This window comes from Aromatoleum diolicum (assembly GCF_012910955.1).
GTDB lineage: Bacteria > Pseudomonadota > Gammaproteobacteria > Burkholderiales > Rhodocyclaceae > Aromatoleum > Aromatoleum diolicum.
This window is the reverse complement of record NZ_WTVQ01000008.1, coordinates 109,210-124,871: the sequence shown is the minus strand read 5'-3', so window position 1 is coordinate 124,871 and position 15,662 is coordinate 109,210. Positions and strand designations below refer to the sequence as shown.

Below are 15,662 nucleotides of genomic sequence, written 5' to 3'. Positions count from 1 at the left end.
CAAGCAGCATGAAATTGACCAGTCAAAGTTTCGCCGACGGCTCGCGCATTCCCGGAGAATTTTCGTTCTGCATTCCGGCCGCTGACGGGCATGTGTGCCTCGGCGCAAACCGCAATCCCCACCTGGCCTGGAGCGGCGTGCCGGCCGGCACTCGCTCGTTCGCACTGATCTGCCATGACCCCGACGTCCCGAGCAAGGGCGACGACGTGAATCAGGAAGGTCGCAATGTGCCGGCAAGCCTGCCGCGGGTCGATTTCTTTCACTGGGTGCTGATCGACCTGTCTGCCAATCTGCGGGAGATTGAGACGGGCAGCTTCTCGCGGGAGGTCACCCCGGGGGGCAAGCCCGGCCCCGCCGCAGCCTACGGCAGCCGTCAGGGCATCAATGACTACACCGCCTGGTTTGAGGGTGACGAAGCCATGCGCGGCGACTATTACGGCTACGATGGCCCGTGCCCGCCGTGGAATGACGAGCTGGTGCATCGCTACGTCTTCACGCTGTACGCGCTCGACGTCGAGTGCTGCGCGCTGGAGGGACAGTTCGGCGGTGCGCAAGTGCGCAATGCGATCGCGGGGCATGTACTGGCGGAAGCCAAGCTCGTCGGTCTCTACAGTCTCAATCCCGCGACCTCGCCCTGAATCAGTAGCCAGCAGCCACCCCCTCGCGCCTTGGGTCTGCCGCTCCGGTCCAGCCCGAGCCGTCGCGAACGATCACGCTCAGGCCGCTGGGGAGTTCGCGCATCACCGGCTCATGCCCGAATGCCGTCAGCCGCACAGCGAGCGCGCGGCCATCCGGGCTGTCTTCCACTTCGGTCGGTCCGTTGCGGCTGCCGGCGTGAGGTCGGACGAGGAGCCGGTCCGGCGGCAGCTTCCAGTCGATCAGGCCGACGAGGCTCTCGGCGACGTAGTTGATTATCTGGCTACCGCCGGGCGAGCCGGTGACGGCGAAAAGGCGCCCCGTCGGATCGAAGACCAGTGTCGGCGCCATCGAACTGCGCGGCCGCTTGCGGGGACCCACGTGGTTCGGGTGGGGGCCGCGTTCGTCGGTCCCAGCGAACGAGAAATCGGTGAGCTGGTTGTTCAGCAGGAAGCCCCGCACCATGCGGCGGCTGCCGAACGTATCTTCGATCGACGCCGTCAGCGATACCGCGTTGCCTTCGGCATCAATGACCGAAAGATGCGTTGTCGCCGGCAGCTCGGCGCTCAGCCGGGTGACCGGGCGCACAGCCCCTTGCGCCGGGGTCCCTGGCGCGGCACGACCGAGGCTGCCTGACAGCCGGATCTGCCCCGCGCGCCCGGCGAGATAGGCGCGATCGAGCAGGCGATCCGGCCTCACCGTCATCGCATCGGGGTCGCCGTACCACGCATCGCGGTCGGCAAACGCAAGGCGTCCGGCTTCGCTGAAGAGATGCGCCGCAAAGGCCGAATCCGGGGCGATCTCGGCGAGCCGAAAGCGCTCGAGCATGCCGAGCATCGCGAGCACCGTCGCCCCGCCCGAACTGGGCGGCGGCATCCCGCAAACCCGATGCGCCCGGTAGCCCGCGCACAGGGTTGCGCGCTCAAGCGCGCGATAACTCGCAAGGTCGTTCAATGAAAGCGCCCCTGGATTCGGTGCTGCGTTGACCGCCGCGACCAAGTCGCGGGCGATGTCGCCGCCGTAGAATGCCCCGACCCCCTCGTCCGCGACTCGCCGCAAGACCCCCGCGAGCTGCGGATTGCGCAGGGTCGTGCCGACCGCCAGCGCCCGGCCGGTCGCATCGAAAAAGAGCGCCCGCGCAGCCGGATCGTGCGCGAGATACCGGTCCCGCGCGGCCAGCGCGCTCAACAGGGGCGAAACCGCGAAACCGTCCTCGGCGAGCCGGATCGCCGGCGCAAAGAGCCTCGTCCAGCTCAGCCGCCCGTGACGGGCATGTACTTGCTCGAACATGCGCAGCAGCCCCGGCACACCGACCGAGCGGCCACCGACGACGGCATCGTAGAAAGCCATTTTCTCGCCATCAACATTCAGGAACAGGCGCTCATCAACCGCCATCGGTGCGGTTTCCCGGCCGTCCCAAGCGCTCACGCGGGCCCTGCGAGCGTCGAAATGCAGCAGAAAACCGCCGCCGCCGATGCCGGAAAACTGCGGCTCGACGACGTTCAGCACGAGCGCCGCTGCGATCGCGGCATCGGCCGCAGTGCCGCCCTCGCGCAGAATCGCGAGCGCGGCGTCGGTCGCGTGGGCGTTTGCAGTTACCGCGATCGCATGCTGCGCCGTGACGGCCGGTTTCGGCTCGAATCCGAATGCCGACACGGGCTCGACCGGTGCCTGTGCGTGCGCAGGGAGCAGCGCGACACCCCCGATCACGCAGGCCACCAGATACGCCCACGCGTGAAGGCCCGTGGTTTTCATCGGAGCTCCCTCGGCGGTAAGAACTACAAAACCTAGTCGACGCGGCCCAGCCGGTCAACACCGCCTGCGTCGGCGCGAGAGCGGCCGGCACGGAACGACTGACAGCGCCCGGATCCGGTATCGGCGCGGTGGAAGGCTCGGCGGCGCCGTGCAGGGGCTCGGCGGTCCCTCAGTCGCCGGCCGTTACGAGAACGTAACCTCTAGTCCGGTTCTCGTTGTCGGAGTCCGGCGTATTCATTGCCGCGTAGAGGTCGGCCGCCTTGACCCATACCGGCGGATACTTGTAGCGGGACACGTCGAGGATCAGGAAACGGTCCGTATCCGCGTCATACGCCGCAAGCGGCGAGATGTGCCCTCCGCTCTCCTGGCCGATCGTCCGGCGCAGGTAGTTGACGATCACGTATCTGCCCGGCGTACCGAGATAGCGGACCGCGAGTGTACGGAATTCGTCGAGGCCGCCGTCGCCCGCATGGCGGACGTCTGCTTTCACCGAATAGGCGCCAAGCAGCCCGCCTATCTGATCGAGCGTCATGCCGATCTTCGCCAGGACGGGCCGCAGCAGAATCGCGTCGGTGCGCTCGTTGAAGAAGTTGTCCTGATCGAAAGCCGTGAACGGCTCGATGCCCGGGGCCGTCGGCGCGGGAACCTCGAGTGCATTGAGCACCATCACGATCGTCGCGACACCGCAATATGTTTGCGTTTTTTGCGTCACGAACTGCAGGCTGAGGGGCCAGTACGCCTGCCGCGCCTCGCTGTCGAGCAGAAGGTGTGCGCCTTGCTCGCTGCCGAGGCTGACGAGACCGGCTGGAAGCGGCAGCGTCCGACCGATTGCCGCCCCGCACGGGAGGGAGAGACAGGCGGCCAGCAACATGGCCTTGAACGAGATGATTTTCATGGTCGGCACGATTTTGTATCCTCACTCGAAAAAGTGGGTCAGGGACGATATGGCGGCAGCCTGCACGCAATGCCGGGCATGGCGAAGCGCGGGTAATCCGGTACGCCGCCGGCAAACGCCGGGAACACTTCTCCCTCGATCAGCGGCCGCAGGTAAGTGCGCGCGGCATCGGTGACGTGGAGGCCGTCGGCGCGGATGTACCGCGCGGGCAACCGACGTTCGAGATTGGCGATCGCTGCGACGTCGACCGGTACGACCTCCCAGCGATAGGGTTCGTCCGACAGGCGCCGGATCGCCGGCATGACGCAGTCGTGCCCGACCAGCGCGGCATCGACGGCGGCCTGCCCCACGGCGCGCGCGTGCGCGTGATCGGTGGCCGATACCAGATGCCCCGCGGCACGCTGGAGGTAGTCGGGAATGGCCCAGTGGTGCTTGTAGCCAAACCGGGTGTGGATCAGGCGGGCAATGCACTGCCCTGCCCCGCCGAGCTGAATGTGCCCCTTGACGTCGTGCTCCTGCTCCATCAGCAAGGTGCCATCGGCGCGGCGAATACCTTCGGAGACGGTGACCGCACAGTAGCCGAGGCGCCGCACGGTGTCTTCGACCGCAGCGAGGAATACCTCGTCGTCGAATGGCACTTCGGGCATCAGGATTATGTGCGGCGGCTCGTCGGGATTACGCGCAGCAAGCGCGGTGGCGGCGGCAATCCAGCCGGCGTTGCGCCCCATGACTTCCAGCACGAAGGCGCGACCGCTGCGGCTGGCCATTGCGGCAAGATCAAGCCCGGCTTCGAGCATCGCGGTGGCGGCATACTTCGCGGCAGAACCGAAGCCGGGCGAGCAATCGGTGCCTTCTAGATCGTTGTCCACCGTCTTGGGCACACCAACGCTCACCACCGGATAGCCGCGCTGGCCGGCGGCACGCGAGATTTTGGCAACGGTATCCATCGAACCATTGCCGCCGTTGTAGAGAAAATAGCCGATGTCGTGGGCCGCAAACACCGCGAACAGGCGATCGTACTGGGCAGGATTGACCTCGGGGGGATCGAGGTCGAAACGGCAGGAACCGAAGGCACCGCCAGGAGTACAGGCAAGCGCACGCAGGTCGGCCGGCCCAAGCACAGCCGTATCTATCAGATCCTCAGCAAGCGCGCCGAGAATGCCGTGGCGCGCTGCGAGCACCGTGCCGACAGCGTCCGGCCGCGCGCGTGCAGCCTCGATCACTGCCGCGGCAGTGGCGTTGATGACGGCAGTGACGCCGCCCGACTGAGCATAGAGGAGATTGGCTTTCTTCATCGGGCCTGCGCACTGAGCAAAACAAACGCGGCGAGGGAACGGGATGAATCCCGCCGCTCGCCGCGCTGAAGGTGAAAATTCCTGCTTACTTCAGAGCATCAAAAGCACGCGCGGTAATCTCGTCGACGGCACCGAGGCCGGCAATCTTGCGGACCTTCGGCGCACCGGCGACACCGGAATTGGCCCACTTGGTGTAGTACTCGACCAGCGGCTTGGTCTGGGCGTGGTACACCTCGAGGCGCTTCTTGACGGTTTCCTCGCGGTCGTCGTCACGCTGGATCAGGTCTTCGCCGGTGACGTCGTCCTTGCCCGCAACTTTCGGCGGGTTGTACTTGACGTGGTAAGTGCGACCCGAGGCCACGTGCACGCGGCGGCCGCTCATGCGTTCGACGATCTCGCTGTCGGGCACGTCGATTTCGAGCACGAAATCGATCGGCACGCCGGCGTCCTTCATCGCGTCGGCCTGCGGAATCGTGCGCGGGAAGCCGTCGAACATGTAGCCGGACTTGCAGTCGGCGTCTTTCAGACGATCCTTGACCAAGCCGATGATGATGTCGTCGGAAACGAGGCCGCCCGAATCCATCACCTTCTTGGCTTCGATGCCCAGCGGAGTACCGGCCTTGACGGCGGCGCGAAGCATGTCACCGGTGGAAATCTGCGGAATGCCGAACTTTTCCTTGATGAAGTTCGCTTGAGTACCCTTGCCGGCGCCCGGCGGTCCCAACAGAATCAGTCGCATTTACCATCCTCCCTGTCATGCGGCGCATCGCCACGGCCGCATCGTTATGTGAAAAATGAAGCCCGAAACTTACTCGACTCGACCCGCCCGGTCAAACACCGCCCTTACGCGTTCCAGATCTTCGGGCGTATCGACACCCGCGGCGGGCGCCTCTGCCACCGACAACACACGGATCCGGTAACCGTGCCAGAGCGCGCGCAGCTGTTCGAGCGCCTCCCAGTGCTCCAATGGTGATGGCGCGAGTCCGGCGTAGCGTCGCAGGAAGGCGGCGCGGTAGGCGTAGATGCCGACGTGCCGCTGCACCGGCAAACCGGCGGGAACCGCCTCGCGACTCGCGGCAAACGCGTCGCGCGCCCACGGGATCGGCGCACGTGAGAAATACAGGGCGTGGTCGCGCGCATCGCACACGACCTTGACGACGTTGGGATTGAAGAACTCCGCTGCGTCGCCAAGCGGATGCGCCGCGGTGGCGATCGCGGCGTCCGGCGTGTCGGCCAGCGCACGGGCGACCGCGGCGATCAATGCGGGCTCGATCAGCGGCTCGTCGCCCTGCACGTTGACGACGATGTCGTCGGCGCTCCAGCCGAGGGCGTCAACCACTTCGGCGAGTCGGTCGGTGCCGCTGGCATGGTCGGCGCGCGTCATCAGCGCATCGCCACCGGCAGCCTTTACGGCATCTAGTACGGAGGCGTGATCAGTGGCGACCCACACTGACGCAGCACCGGCTTTGCGCGCCCGTTCGAGGACGCGCACGACCATCGGCTTGCCGCCGATATCGGCCAGCGGCTTGCCCGGTAGACGTGTCGAGGCGTAGCGCGCCGGGATGACGACGTGAAAGCCGGCCATCTTCAGCGGCGCAGGGCGTCGACTTCTTCGGCGCCGAGCTGGCGCGCTTCTTCTTCAAGCATCACCGGGATGCCGTCGCGGATCGGAAAGCCGAGACGGTCAGCCTTGCAGACCAGCTCGTGCTTGTCCTTGACGAAGTCGAGGGGGCCCTTGCAGATGGGGCACACGAGGATTTCAAGCAGTCTGGCGTCCATGCCTCAGTTTCTCCAGGATGTGTTCGGCGGCGCCCGCGGCGATATGTGCCGTGACCGGGAATTCCCAAGTGTCGGCGGGCGCGAAAGCTGTGCATTTTACCGCATCCTTGCTGGTGAGGATCTTCGGTTCGCCGGGAGCGAAATCAAGATCGGATGCGGTGAAATGATGGTGATCGGGAAACGGGTGCGGGATCACGTCCAGCCCCATCCGCTCCAATTGAGCGAAAAAACGTTCCGGACGTCCGATGCCAGCGACGGCATGCACGCGACGCCCGCGAAAGGCGTCGGCGCCGCAGCGCTCGCCACCGCGCCGGAGCGCGACAAACGTTGCGCCTTCAAGACGCATCGCGAACACTGGACAGCCGCCGAGCTGCCGAGCCATCGCTGGCGAGAGTTCACCGTGGGCGAGCACTGCGTCCACGGCGCACAAGCGGGCGAGCCCCTCGCGCAGCGGTCCAGCTGGCAGGAGCCAGCGATTGCCAAGGGTATTTTCATCGACGACCGCCACTTCGACGTCGCGCGCAAGGCGATAGTGCTGCAAACCATCGTCGGAGACGATCACATCGCAGCCGGGATGCGCGTCCAGCAAGGCCCGCGCCGCGGCCGGGCGATCCGCCCCCACTGCAACGGGACAGGCGACAAGGCGGGCGAGCAATACCGGTTCGTCTCCGAAAATTTCCGGATCACCATCCGGCGGCACGACCGCAACGCCAGTGACACGGCCGCCATAGCCGCGGCTGACGATGCCCGGCGTAAATCCGGCAGCACGCAGACACCCGATCAGCCATTCGACCACCGGCGTCTTGCCGCTGCCGCCGACGGCAATATTGCCGACGACCAGCACCGGCACCGGCAGACGCACAGCACGCAGCACCCCCAGGCGAAACAGCAGACGGCGCAAGCCGCTCAACAGGGCGAACACCCCGGACAGCGGCAGCAGCAGGACAGCGAAGAGGGAGGGTGACTGCCAGAACGCAGGCGCCTTGTGCGGCATCACTCAGCGCCGGCGACGAAATTCTTGCCCCAAGGCGAGGCGCCTCAGGGGGACTGCGCCTGAATGGCGAAAGTGATATGCCCCAGACCGGCACGCTGAGCCGCCTGCATCACGTCAATTACGCTTTGATGCGCGGCCTTGGCGTCAGCGTTGATCACCACGACCGGCGGTTCGCCTCCGCCCGCAGGCACTGCGCGACCGAGTGCGGCGGCGATCGCGTTGATGTCCTTGCCACCGGCGGGCTGCCGATTGACGAGGACGTCACCGGCAGCATTCACCGCGACAACGATCTCGGCGGGCGCGCTGTCCGGCGCCGCCTCGGAATCAGCAGTCGGAAGGTTGATCTCGAGGCCGGACACTTTCGAAAAAGTGGTCGTGAGCACCAGAAAGATGATCAGGACCAGCATGATGTCGATGAGCGGGATCAGGTTGATCTCCGGTGCCTCCTCACGCCTGCCGCGCTGGAAATTCATTCTCACACCCGATCAGCGGCGTTCGCCATGAACCACTTCAACCAGCTTGATCGCCTGTTGCTCCATGTCGATGACAAAGCTGTCGACGAGCGCGCGGAAATGGCGCCAGAAAATGGTGGCAGGGATCGCGATGATCAGCCCCAGGCCGGTGTTGTTGAGTGCGATCGAGATACCCTGTGAGAGCAGTTGAGGGTTGGTGACGCCGCCCGCACCCTGCGACGCGAAAATGTCGATCATGCCGACGATGGTGCCGAACAGCCCCATCAGTGGGCTGATCGATGCGATCGTGCCAAGCGTCGTGAGGAAGCGCTCCAGTTCGTGCGTCACGGCGCGACCGGTTTCCTCGATCGACTCCTTCATCACCTCGCGCGAACTGTTGACATTGCGCAAGCCGGCGGCCAGCACGCGACCGAGCGGCGAATGGGCCTCGACGCGATTTGCCATCTCTGCGGACACGCCCTTCTGGCGAAGATCGACCACAATCTTGTCGAGCAAGCTCGACGGTACGACCTTGGATCTGCGCAGCGTCACCAGACGTTCGATGATAAGGGCCACCGCAATGACGGATGCCAGCAACAGAGGCCAGATCGTCCAACCCGAGGCCTGGATGAGCGCAAACACGCGATGAAACTCCGCAAAGGCAAAGGCGGAACTTTAACGCCCGGGGGCCTGCAGGGCAAGAGCGCAGTCCCATGTCATCGCCCGGCACAAGAATCCACAAAAGCTGTGGATAAGTTTGTGGATTCTTCGCCGGGAGTGTCCGAAAGGTCTGTCGCCACAAGCCTTTTGTCACTTTGCTGAAAAATTGTGCAACAAAATATTCACTTAAAAACAAACACTTATAAATACAAGCTTGAATTGAAAGGTTTTTTGAGGACGGCATTGACAAGCCGTCGTGCTTGTGGATTCCGCTACAATCCGCGCCATGCAAAACGATCTTTCCACGAGTTTGGACGGCATGAACAACGGGCGCGACCAGGATCGCATCCTGAGTGTGTCGACCCTCAACCGGCTGGCTCGCGAAACGCTGGAGGCACGCTTCCCGCTGCTGTGGGTGAGCGGTGAAATCTCCAACCTGACACGCGCGCCGTCGGGCCATCTGTATTTCACGCTGAAAGATGCGCAGGCGCAGGTTCGCTGCACGATGTGGCGCAATCGCGCCCAGTTGCTGCCTTTTCGCCTCGAAAACGGCATGCGGGTGGATGCACGCGCGCTGGTCACATTGTATGAGGCGCGAGGTGACTTCCAGCTCGGCATCGAGGCGCTGCGTCAGACGGGACAGGGGAACCTGTTCGAGACCTTCCTGCGCCTGAAGGAGAAACTCGCTGGCGAGGGACTGTTCGATGCGGCACTCAAGCGCGAGTTGCCGCATTACCCGCGGCGTATCGGCGTCGTCACCTCGCCGGCGGCGGCGGCATGGCAGGACGTGCTGGCGGCGCTGCGGCGCCGTGCGCCGCATATGGAAGTGGTGCTCTACCCTGCCCCGGTCCAGGGCGAGGGCGCGGGAGTGAGACTGGCCAATACGGTGCGCAAGGCATCGGAGCGCGCCTTGGAAGATGGTATCGATCTGCTGCTGGTGGTCCGCGGCGGCGGCAGCATCGAGGATCTGTGGGCATTCAACGACGAAACGCTGGCACGGGCGATCCGTGCGTGCGAGGTGCCCGTGGTGAGCGGCGTCGGGCACGAGACGGATTTCACGATTGCCGATTTTGCCGCGGATGTGCGTGCCGCGACGCCGACCGGCGCGGCGGAGCTGGCGAGTGCCGGCTATCACGCTGCGCGCGGGCGCCTTGCCATGCTCGAACAGACGCTGTCGGGGACAATGCAGCGGCGCATGCACACGCTCGCCCAGCGGCTCGACCGCGCGGCGCTGCGACTCGTCCATCCGCGCGAGCGGCTGGCGCAGGCGCAGGAGCGCAGCGAGCGCCTGGGGGTGCGCCTCGCGGCAGCCATGGCGCGCCGCATGGAACGCCTGACTGCCGGGCAGCGGATGTTGCGCCTGCGGCTTGAGGCGCGGCGACCGGACATCCGCCGCGAAATGGAGCGCTGCGCCCGGGCGGCAAGGCGTCTTGGACAGGCCGGCGAGAACCTGCTGCAGCGGCGCACCGAGCGGCTCGCGGCGCTGTCTGCACACTTGCAGCACCTGGCCCCCCAAGCGGTGCTCGCACGCGGTTACAGCATCACGCGTGATGCCGAAGGCCGCATTCTGCGGTCGGCAACAGAAACGGATGTGGGTAAGGCAGTGTCGGTCGAGCTCGCGAACGGCCGTCTGCGTGCTACGGTAAACAGTACGGAAGCATGAACGACGGAAATGGCCGTCATACCCGTCATGCCGGTCCGTCAGTCCGGTCACGCACGGCCGGGCATTGCGCCACGGGATTGCCACTTTTGTCAAAGCCCGACTAGAATAGTCGGGCTTTAATCCCAACAAACCTGACTATTGAACAGGAGAGACAAATGGAACACACGCTACCCCAGCTGCCCTACGCAAAAGACGCGCTGGCCCCGCATATCTCGGCCGAAACCATGGAATTCCACTACGGCAAGCATCATCAGGCCTATGTGACCAACCTGAATAACCTGATCAAGGGCACCGAATACGAGAACCTCGATCTCGAGGCGATCGTCAAGAAGGCGCCGGCCGGCGGCCTGTACAACAACTCCGCCCAGGTGTGGAACCACACCTTCTTCTGGAACTGCATGAAGCCCAACGGCGGCGGCGAGCCGAGCGGTGCGCTGGCTGATGCGGTCAAGGCCAAGTGGGGCTCCTTCGATGACTTCAAGAAGGCGTTTACCGCTTCGGCCGTGGGCAACTTCGGATCCGGCTGGACCTGGCTGGTGAAGAAGGCCGACGGCAGCGTCGATATCGTCAACATGGGCGCCGCCGGCACCCCGCTGACGACCGGCGACAAGGCGCTGCTCTGTATCGATGTGTGGGAACACGCCTACTACATCGACTACCGCAACCGCCGGCCGGACTTCGTCGCGACCTTCCTGAACAGCCTCGCGAACTGGGATTTCGCCGCGAAGAATTTCGCCGGCTGATCGCCGCACGATGCGTTTGCCAGACCCGACGCGGCCTGGCCAATGTGGCCTCCATTTCGCGACGCGACATGGAGGCCAAGTCATTTATGAATAACCATTTCTGTTTTTCTTGGTTCGGGTTATAGGCGCCGAACGGTAGATTTTCTCCTGTCGAAATCAATTTCATCGGAGAAAGTCGTCATGAAATCCAGTCTTCTGCGCCACAGTCTGCTCGCCCTGGCATTGACCGCCGGCATCGCCGGAGGCGCTCAGGCGGAGACCACCCTGCTCAACGTGTCATACGACCCGACGCGCGAGCTCTATCAGGCGTTCAACCCCGAATTTGCGAAGTACTGGAAGGCGAAATCCGGCCAGGATGTGAGCATCAAGCAGTCCCACGGTGGCGCCGGCAAACAGGCACGTGCAGTGATCGACGGACTGGAAGCAGACGTCGTGACGCTGGCGCTGGCCTACGACATCGACGCGATCGCGACGAAAACGGGCAAGATTCCGGCCGACTGGCAGAAGCGCCTGCAGCACAACAGTTCGCCCTACACCTCGACGATCGTATTCCTGGTGCGCAAGGGTAATCCGAAGGGCATCAAGGACTGGGGCGATCTGGTGAAGCCGGGCGTGGAAGTGATCACGCCGAACCCCAAGACGTCGGGCGGAGCACGCTGGAATTACCTTGCCGCGTGGGGCTACGCCCTGCAGAAGGCGGGCGGCGATGAGGCGCAGGCGAAGGCGTTCGTGACGGACCTGTTCAAGCATGTGCCGGTGCTCGATTCGGGCGCGCGGGGGGCAACCAACACCTTCGTCCAGCGCGGCATCGGCGACGTGCTACTGGCTTGGGAGAACGAGGCCTTCCTGTCGGTGAACGAACTGGGCCCGGACAAGTTCGAGATCATCGTGCCATCGGTGTCTATCGTTGCCGAACCACCCGTCACGGTAGTCGATGGGGTCGCGAACAAGCGCGGCACCGCCGAAGTGGCCAAGGCGTATCTCGAATACCTGTACTCGCCGGTCGGACAGAAGATCGCGGCACAACATTACTACCGCCCGGTGAAGCCCGAGCTGGCCGATCCGAAGGACGTGGCGCGCTTCCCGAAGATCAAGACTTTCACGATCGACGGGCTGTTCGGTGGCTGGACGAAGACACAGAAGACGCACTTCGATGACGGCGGGGTCTTCGACCAGATTTTCGCCAAGTGAGCCTCGCCGATCAAGCCAGGTACTTTCACGCCACGCGGGAAACCTCATCATGCGACACACCACCCTGATCGTGCCGGGCTTTCACGGCAGTGGCGTTACTCACTGGCAGACCTGGCTGGAGGCGCAGCTGCCCGATGCGCGCCGCGTGACGGGAATCGACTGGGACGAACCGGTGCTGGCTCGCTGGGCGGGCGCCGTGCGCCGCGAGATAGACGGGGCGGCGCACGCGGTGTGGATCGTTGCCCACAGTTTCGGCTGTCTCGCCAGTGTTGTCGCAGCCGCTGACCGGCCGGAGCGGGTCGCCGGAGCCTTGCTGGTCGCGCCCGCGGACCCGGCGCGCTTCGGTCCGTTGGGTCTGTGCGACGAACTGTCGGCCGGCCATGGCGATGACCTTGGGCCGTGGTTGCCGCAAGGGCAGCTCGGTTTTCCGTGTGCGGTGATCGCGAGCAGCAACGATCCGTGGGTACGGCTCACCGTCGCAGCGTATTGGGCGGACAGGTGGGGCGGCCGCTTCATCAATATCGGAGCAGCCGGGCACATCAACGTCGATTCCGGCTTCGGCCCCTGGCCGTATTGTCTGGAGTTGCTGCAAAGGATGCAGCAGGCCCACGAGGATTTGCCACTGGGGGCGATCGGCGGAGCCAGGCTCTCGCACAAGGGGCGGCGCAGCGCGCTTGCGAAGCTCAGGCATCACACGCGCGGCTCGCTGGACTTTCAGCCGACGGACCCCGTCTAGGCACAGCCCGAATCGGCGCGCGCCCTGCCCACCTTTTCGCTACCCGATGCGCAATGCTCGGAGGTTGAGACCACGGCGACGTCCCGTTTGCCGTGGCGCGAATTTCTTGATACAACGCGGCCTCGTGCTTCAGGCCGCCACGGCTCGCCATGCGGGCCAAGACCAATACCTTCGCCGATGCCGGACGAAGACTCAGCGCACTAACGCCTCATCTCCACCCGCAACCATGCCGCAACTCGCTCCCTCGATCCTCTACGCCGACGACGCCATCATCGTGGCCGACAAGCCGGCCGGACTCCTCTCCCAGCCTGCACGCGGGGAAGACCGGCAGGATTGCCTCGAAACGCGCGTGCAGGCGCTGTATGGCGATGCCCTGCTCGCGCACCGGCTCGACATGGCGACTTCGGGGCTGATCCTGCTCGCGCGCGGAGCGGAGATGCTGCGCAGGATGAATGCAGCATTCGCGCAACGAATCGTGGGCAAGCGTTATGTGGCGTCGGTGCATGGCCATGTCGCGAGCGACGCCGGCGATATCGATCTTCCCCTCGCGGCCGACCCCGACAACAATCCGCGCCAGATCGTCGACCGCCTGAACGGCCGCCGCGCCCTGACCCGCTATCGCGTCGTCGCGCGCCACGGCGAGGGCTGCAATGCCGTATCCCGCGTGGAACTCGAACCCGTCACCGGTCGGACGCACCAGCTACGCGTGCATCTCATGTCACTGGGGCATCCCATTCTCGGCGACGTCCTCTATGCACCGCCAGAGAGCACGGTGCAGCACGCCCGCATGCACCTGCACGCAGCGGCAATTGCCTTCATCCACCCGCAACGGCGGGTAGCGATGACCTTCGACAGCGCCGTGCCGTTCTGACCGTGGGACGCCGGCACCCGGTCAAAAAAGCACCGGCGGCCCGGCTTTCACGGATTCCACCTCATTGCCCGATAGCAATATTGCTGCCGCGGCGGCCCATCTGCAGACGCTAGCGGCCGGTTTCGCGGGGCAGGTCGAACACCAGAACCTCGGCGCCGCTTGCATGGTCTAGAACGACGGCGGACTCGCCCTCGATCGCCGCGCCATCGCCCTCGGTAAGACGCTGCCCATTCACCACCACCTCGCCACGCGCCACCTGAACCCATGCAACGCGCCCTTCGGTCAGTTCGAGGCTCGCGCGCCGGTCGCCATCGAGCAGCGTCGTAAACAGCTGCACGTCCTGGTGGACCGTCACCGACCCTTCGCGCCCATCCGCGCTCGCGATCAGCCGCAAGCACCCCGTGCGCTCTTCGCGCGGGAAATGCCGCTGCTCGTATCCCGGCCGCAAGCCCCCCGTGGCCGGAACGATCCAGATCTGCAGGAAGTGCACCGGTTCACTCGCCGAGTGGTTGTACTCGCTGTGGCTGATCCCGATGCCCGCCGACATGCGCTGCACGTCGCCGGGGCGGATCACCGAGCCGGTGCCGATACTGTCCTTGTGCTCGAGTGCGCCGTCCAGCACGTAGGAAATGATCTCCATGTCGCGGTGGCCGTGGGTCGGGAAGCCCTCGCCCGGAACCACGCGGTCCTCGTTGATGACTCGCAAGGGACCGAATCCCATGTGCGCCGCGTCGTAGTAATGACCGAATGAAAAGCTGTGCTTCGAATTCAGCCAGTCGAAATCGGCCACGCCGCGTTCGTTCGCTCTTCTGATGGTGATCATCCTGCAACTCCTCGTGTGCGTTATGACGTGGACCACTGTATCCATCACCGAACCCGGGAAAAATCACCCGCTGCGCCACTCACTATTGCTAAAACAGCAACACTAAACCCAAACCGTCGACGAGTTAGCCGCAACAATAAGCCGTACGGCATGGTCACGTGGCGCTGGTGAGTGGCTCCTGCACGGGGGTGTTCGGACTGGGTGAGGCATGCTCGACGAACACCGTTGCACAACGATCTGGCGGCTGCCGGATGAACAGAAACACCGCTACCCGAACGCGGAAGTCGCATTACGGGACAAAGCGCACCGGCGATCCGATGGCTGGCCGGACTGCGGGCACACCGCAGGAGAAGCCCTGGGCCAGGACGCCTCGCGGCCACCCCCACGGCACTGCGGCCTCCAGCCGCTTCACCACGACGGTGGCCGACCCGGCGTGCGCTCGCAGACGATCCAACGCCGTCGCCCCGCCCCCATCGCCATCCCCGTCCGCGAGCAGCACCGTCGCGTCGATCTTGATGAACTGCGCCGGCACCGTCGCCGACAACTTCTGCCATTGCCTCATCGACTCGACATTCACCGCGACGCGGAATCCGTGATGGCGGTAGTTGCGCAGGACGAAGGACAGCAGATCCGCCTGGCGGGCTGCCACCACTGGCGCTTCGATGACGATGCGTTCGGGGGGAAGTCCCAGCGCGTCGACGACCTTGCGGAATGCGGCGCCGTGATCACTGCTGACCGCGGCCAGCAGACGCCCGTGCACGTTCAGGAACAGCAGCCCGTCGGCACGGCCCGATGCGACGTAATTGAGCGCGTGCACGGTGCGGGCAAGCCGGTCGAGTGCGACGAGGCTGTCATCGCCGGCAATTGCCGAGAACAATGCCCACGGCGACAGGTCGCGCTGACCGCTGCCGAGGCAGCGCAGAAAGGCTTCATGCCCCTCCACCGCACGCGTGACCGGATCGACGATGGGCTGAAACACGCTCGACAGCTCGCAGCCGAACCAGTCGCCCACCACGCCGCCCTGGGCCAAGCGGCGCAGCTGCCTGCACGCCTGCCTTTCGAGCGGCAGACGGTCGAGGAAATCGCGTACGCGATCCGTAGTCTGGAATACCGAAGATGTCATGTTTAACTCCCGCTGGTTCGTCGTCGTTGAATAGCAACCGGCCGCA

General features: G+C 64.8%; 17 protein-coding genes. 6 read left to right on the top strand and 11 right to left on the bottom strand.

From position 1 onward, the window contains the following. The first annotated feature begins 8 nt into the window (after positions 1-8). Positions 9-638 (top strand): YbhB/YbcL family Raf kinase inhibitor-like protein, encoded by a 630-nt coding sequence (locus GPA25_RS07030; RefSeq protein WP_169259651.1) that lies wholly within the window; start codon positions 9-11, stop codon positions 636-638. A 1-nt stretch (position 639) separates the two neighbouring features. Here GPA25_RS07030 and GPA25_RS07025 read toward each other — a convergent pair whose 3' ends face one another. The 9 genes from GPA25_RS07025 to GPA25_RS06985 form a co-directional block, all read right to left on the bottom strand. Beyond that, a complete protein-coding gene (locus tag GPA25_RS07025) occupies positions 640-2,391 on the bottom strand; it encodes a gamma-glutamyltransferase family protein (protein WP_169259650.1) in 1,752 nt (583 codons plus the stop codon). A 169-nt stretch (positions 2,392-2,560) separates the two neighbouring features. Beyond that, positions 2,561-3,286, bottom strand: coding sequence for a phytochelatin synthase family protein (locus GPA25_RS07020; protein ID WP_169259692.1), 726 nt, complete (start codon positions 3,284-3,286; stop codon positions 2,561-2,563). A 38-nt stretch (positions 3,287-3,324) separates the two neighbouring features. Beyond that, positions 3,325-4,581, bottom strand: coding sequence for a 6-phosphofructokinase (locus tag GPA25_RS07015; RefSeq protein WP_169259649.1), 1,257 nt, complete (start codon positions 4,579-4,581; stop codon positions 3,325-3,327). 85 nt (positions 4,582-4,666) lie between these two features. After that, a complete protein-coding gene (gene adk / locus GPA25_RS07010) occupies positions 4,667-5,320 on the bottom strand; it encodes an adenylate kinase (RefSeq protein WP_169259648.1) in 654 nt (217 codons plus the stop codon). A 69-nt stretch (positions 5,321-5,389) separates the two neighbouring features. Beyond that, positions 5,390-6,166, bottom strand: a complete 777-nt coding sequence (gene kdsB, locus GPA25_RS07005; RefSeq protein WP_169259647.1) for a 3-deoxy-manno-octulosonate cytidylyltransferase — start codon at positions 6,164-6,166, stop codon at positions 5,390-5,392. A gap of 2 nt (positions 6,167-6,168) precedes the next feature. Further along, positions 6,169-6,360, bottom strand: a complete 192-nt coding sequence (locus GPA25_RS07000) for a Trm112 family protein (RefSeq protein WP_169259646.1) — start codon at positions 6,358-6,360, stop codon at positions 6,169-6,171. Then, positions 6,341-7,354 carry a tetraacyldisaccharide 4'-kinase gene (gene lpxK, locus GPA25_RS06995; protein ID WP_169259645.1) on the bottom strand — a complete coding sequence of 338 codons (1,014 nt, stop codon included), beginning with the start codon at positions 7,352-7,354 and terminating at the stop codon, positions 6,341-6,343. Before lpxK ends, GPA25_RS07000 begins: the two co-directional genes overlap by 20 nt. A 44-nt stretch (positions 7,355-7,398) precedes the next feature. Continuing rightward, complete coding sequence (locus GPA25_RS06990; RefSeq protein ID WP_169259644.1) at positions 7,399-7,827, bottom strand: ExbD/TolR family protein; 429 nt, start codon at positions 7,825-7,827, stop codon at positions 7,399-7,401. A 12-nt stretch (positions 7,828-7,839) separates the two neighbouring features. Next, entirely contained in the window at positions 7,840-8,448 is a 609-nt protein-coding gene (locus tag GPA25_RS06985) for a MotA/TolQ/ExbB proton channel family protein (protein WP_169259643.1), read from the bottom strand. 337 nt (positions 8,449-8,785) lie between these two features. On the opposite strand from GPA25_RS06985, the gene xseA reads away from it, so the two are divergent. From xseA to GPA25_RS06960, 5 genes are all read left to right on the top strand, one after another. Then, on the top strand, positions 8,786-10,129 hold the full coding sequence (xseA, locus tag GPA25_RS06980) for an exodeoxyribonuclease VII large subunit (RefSeq protein WP_246265438.1): 1,344 nt from the start codon (positions 8,786-8,788) through the stop codon (positions 10,127-10,129). Between the two features lie 155 nt (positions 10,130-10,284). Further along, positions 10,285-10,872, top strand: coding sequence for a superoxide dismutase (locus tag GPA25_RS06975; protein ID WP_169259642.1), 588 nt, complete (start codon positions 10,285-10,287; stop codon positions 10,870-10,872). Between the two features lie 180 nt (positions 10,873-11,052). Beyond that, positions 11,053-12,063: a sulfate ABC transporter substrate-binding protein gene (locus GPA25_RS06970; RefSeq protein WP_169259641.1), complete on the top strand. Its 1,011-nt coding sequence runs from the start codon at positions 11,053-11,055 to the stop codon at positions 12,061-12,063. Between the two features lie 49 nt (positions 12,064-12,112). Then, positions 12,113-12,799 (top strand): RBBP9/YdeN family alpha/beta hydrolase, encoded by a 687-nt coding sequence (locus GPA25_RS06965; protein WP_169259640.1) that lies wholly within the window; start codon positions 12,113-12,115, stop codon positions 12,797-12,799. Positions 12,800-13,025: 226 nt separating this feature from the next. After that, complete coding sequence (locus GPA25_RS06960; protein WP_169259639.1) at positions 13,026-13,670, top strand: RluA family pseudouridine synthase; 645 nt, start codon at positions 13,026-13,028, stop codon at positions 13,668-13,670. A 109-nt stretch (positions 13,671-13,779) separates the two neighbouring features. Here GPA25_RS06960 and GPA25_RS06955 read toward each other — a convergent pair whose 3' ends face one another. Then, positions 13,780-14,493: a pirin family protein gene (locus tag GPA25_RS06955; RefSeq protein WP_169259638.1), complete on the bottom strand. Its 714-nt coding sequence runs from the start codon at positions 14,491-14,493 to the stop codon at positions 13,780-13,782. 289 nt (positions 14,494-14,782) lie between these two features. Then, on the bottom strand, positions 14,783-15,616 hold the full coding sequence (locus GPA25_RS06950; RefSeq protein WP_169259637.1) for an EAL domain-containing protein: 834 nt from the start codon (positions 15,614-15,616) through the stop codon (positions 14,783-14,785). Positions 15,617-15,662: the final 46 nt, after the last annotated feature.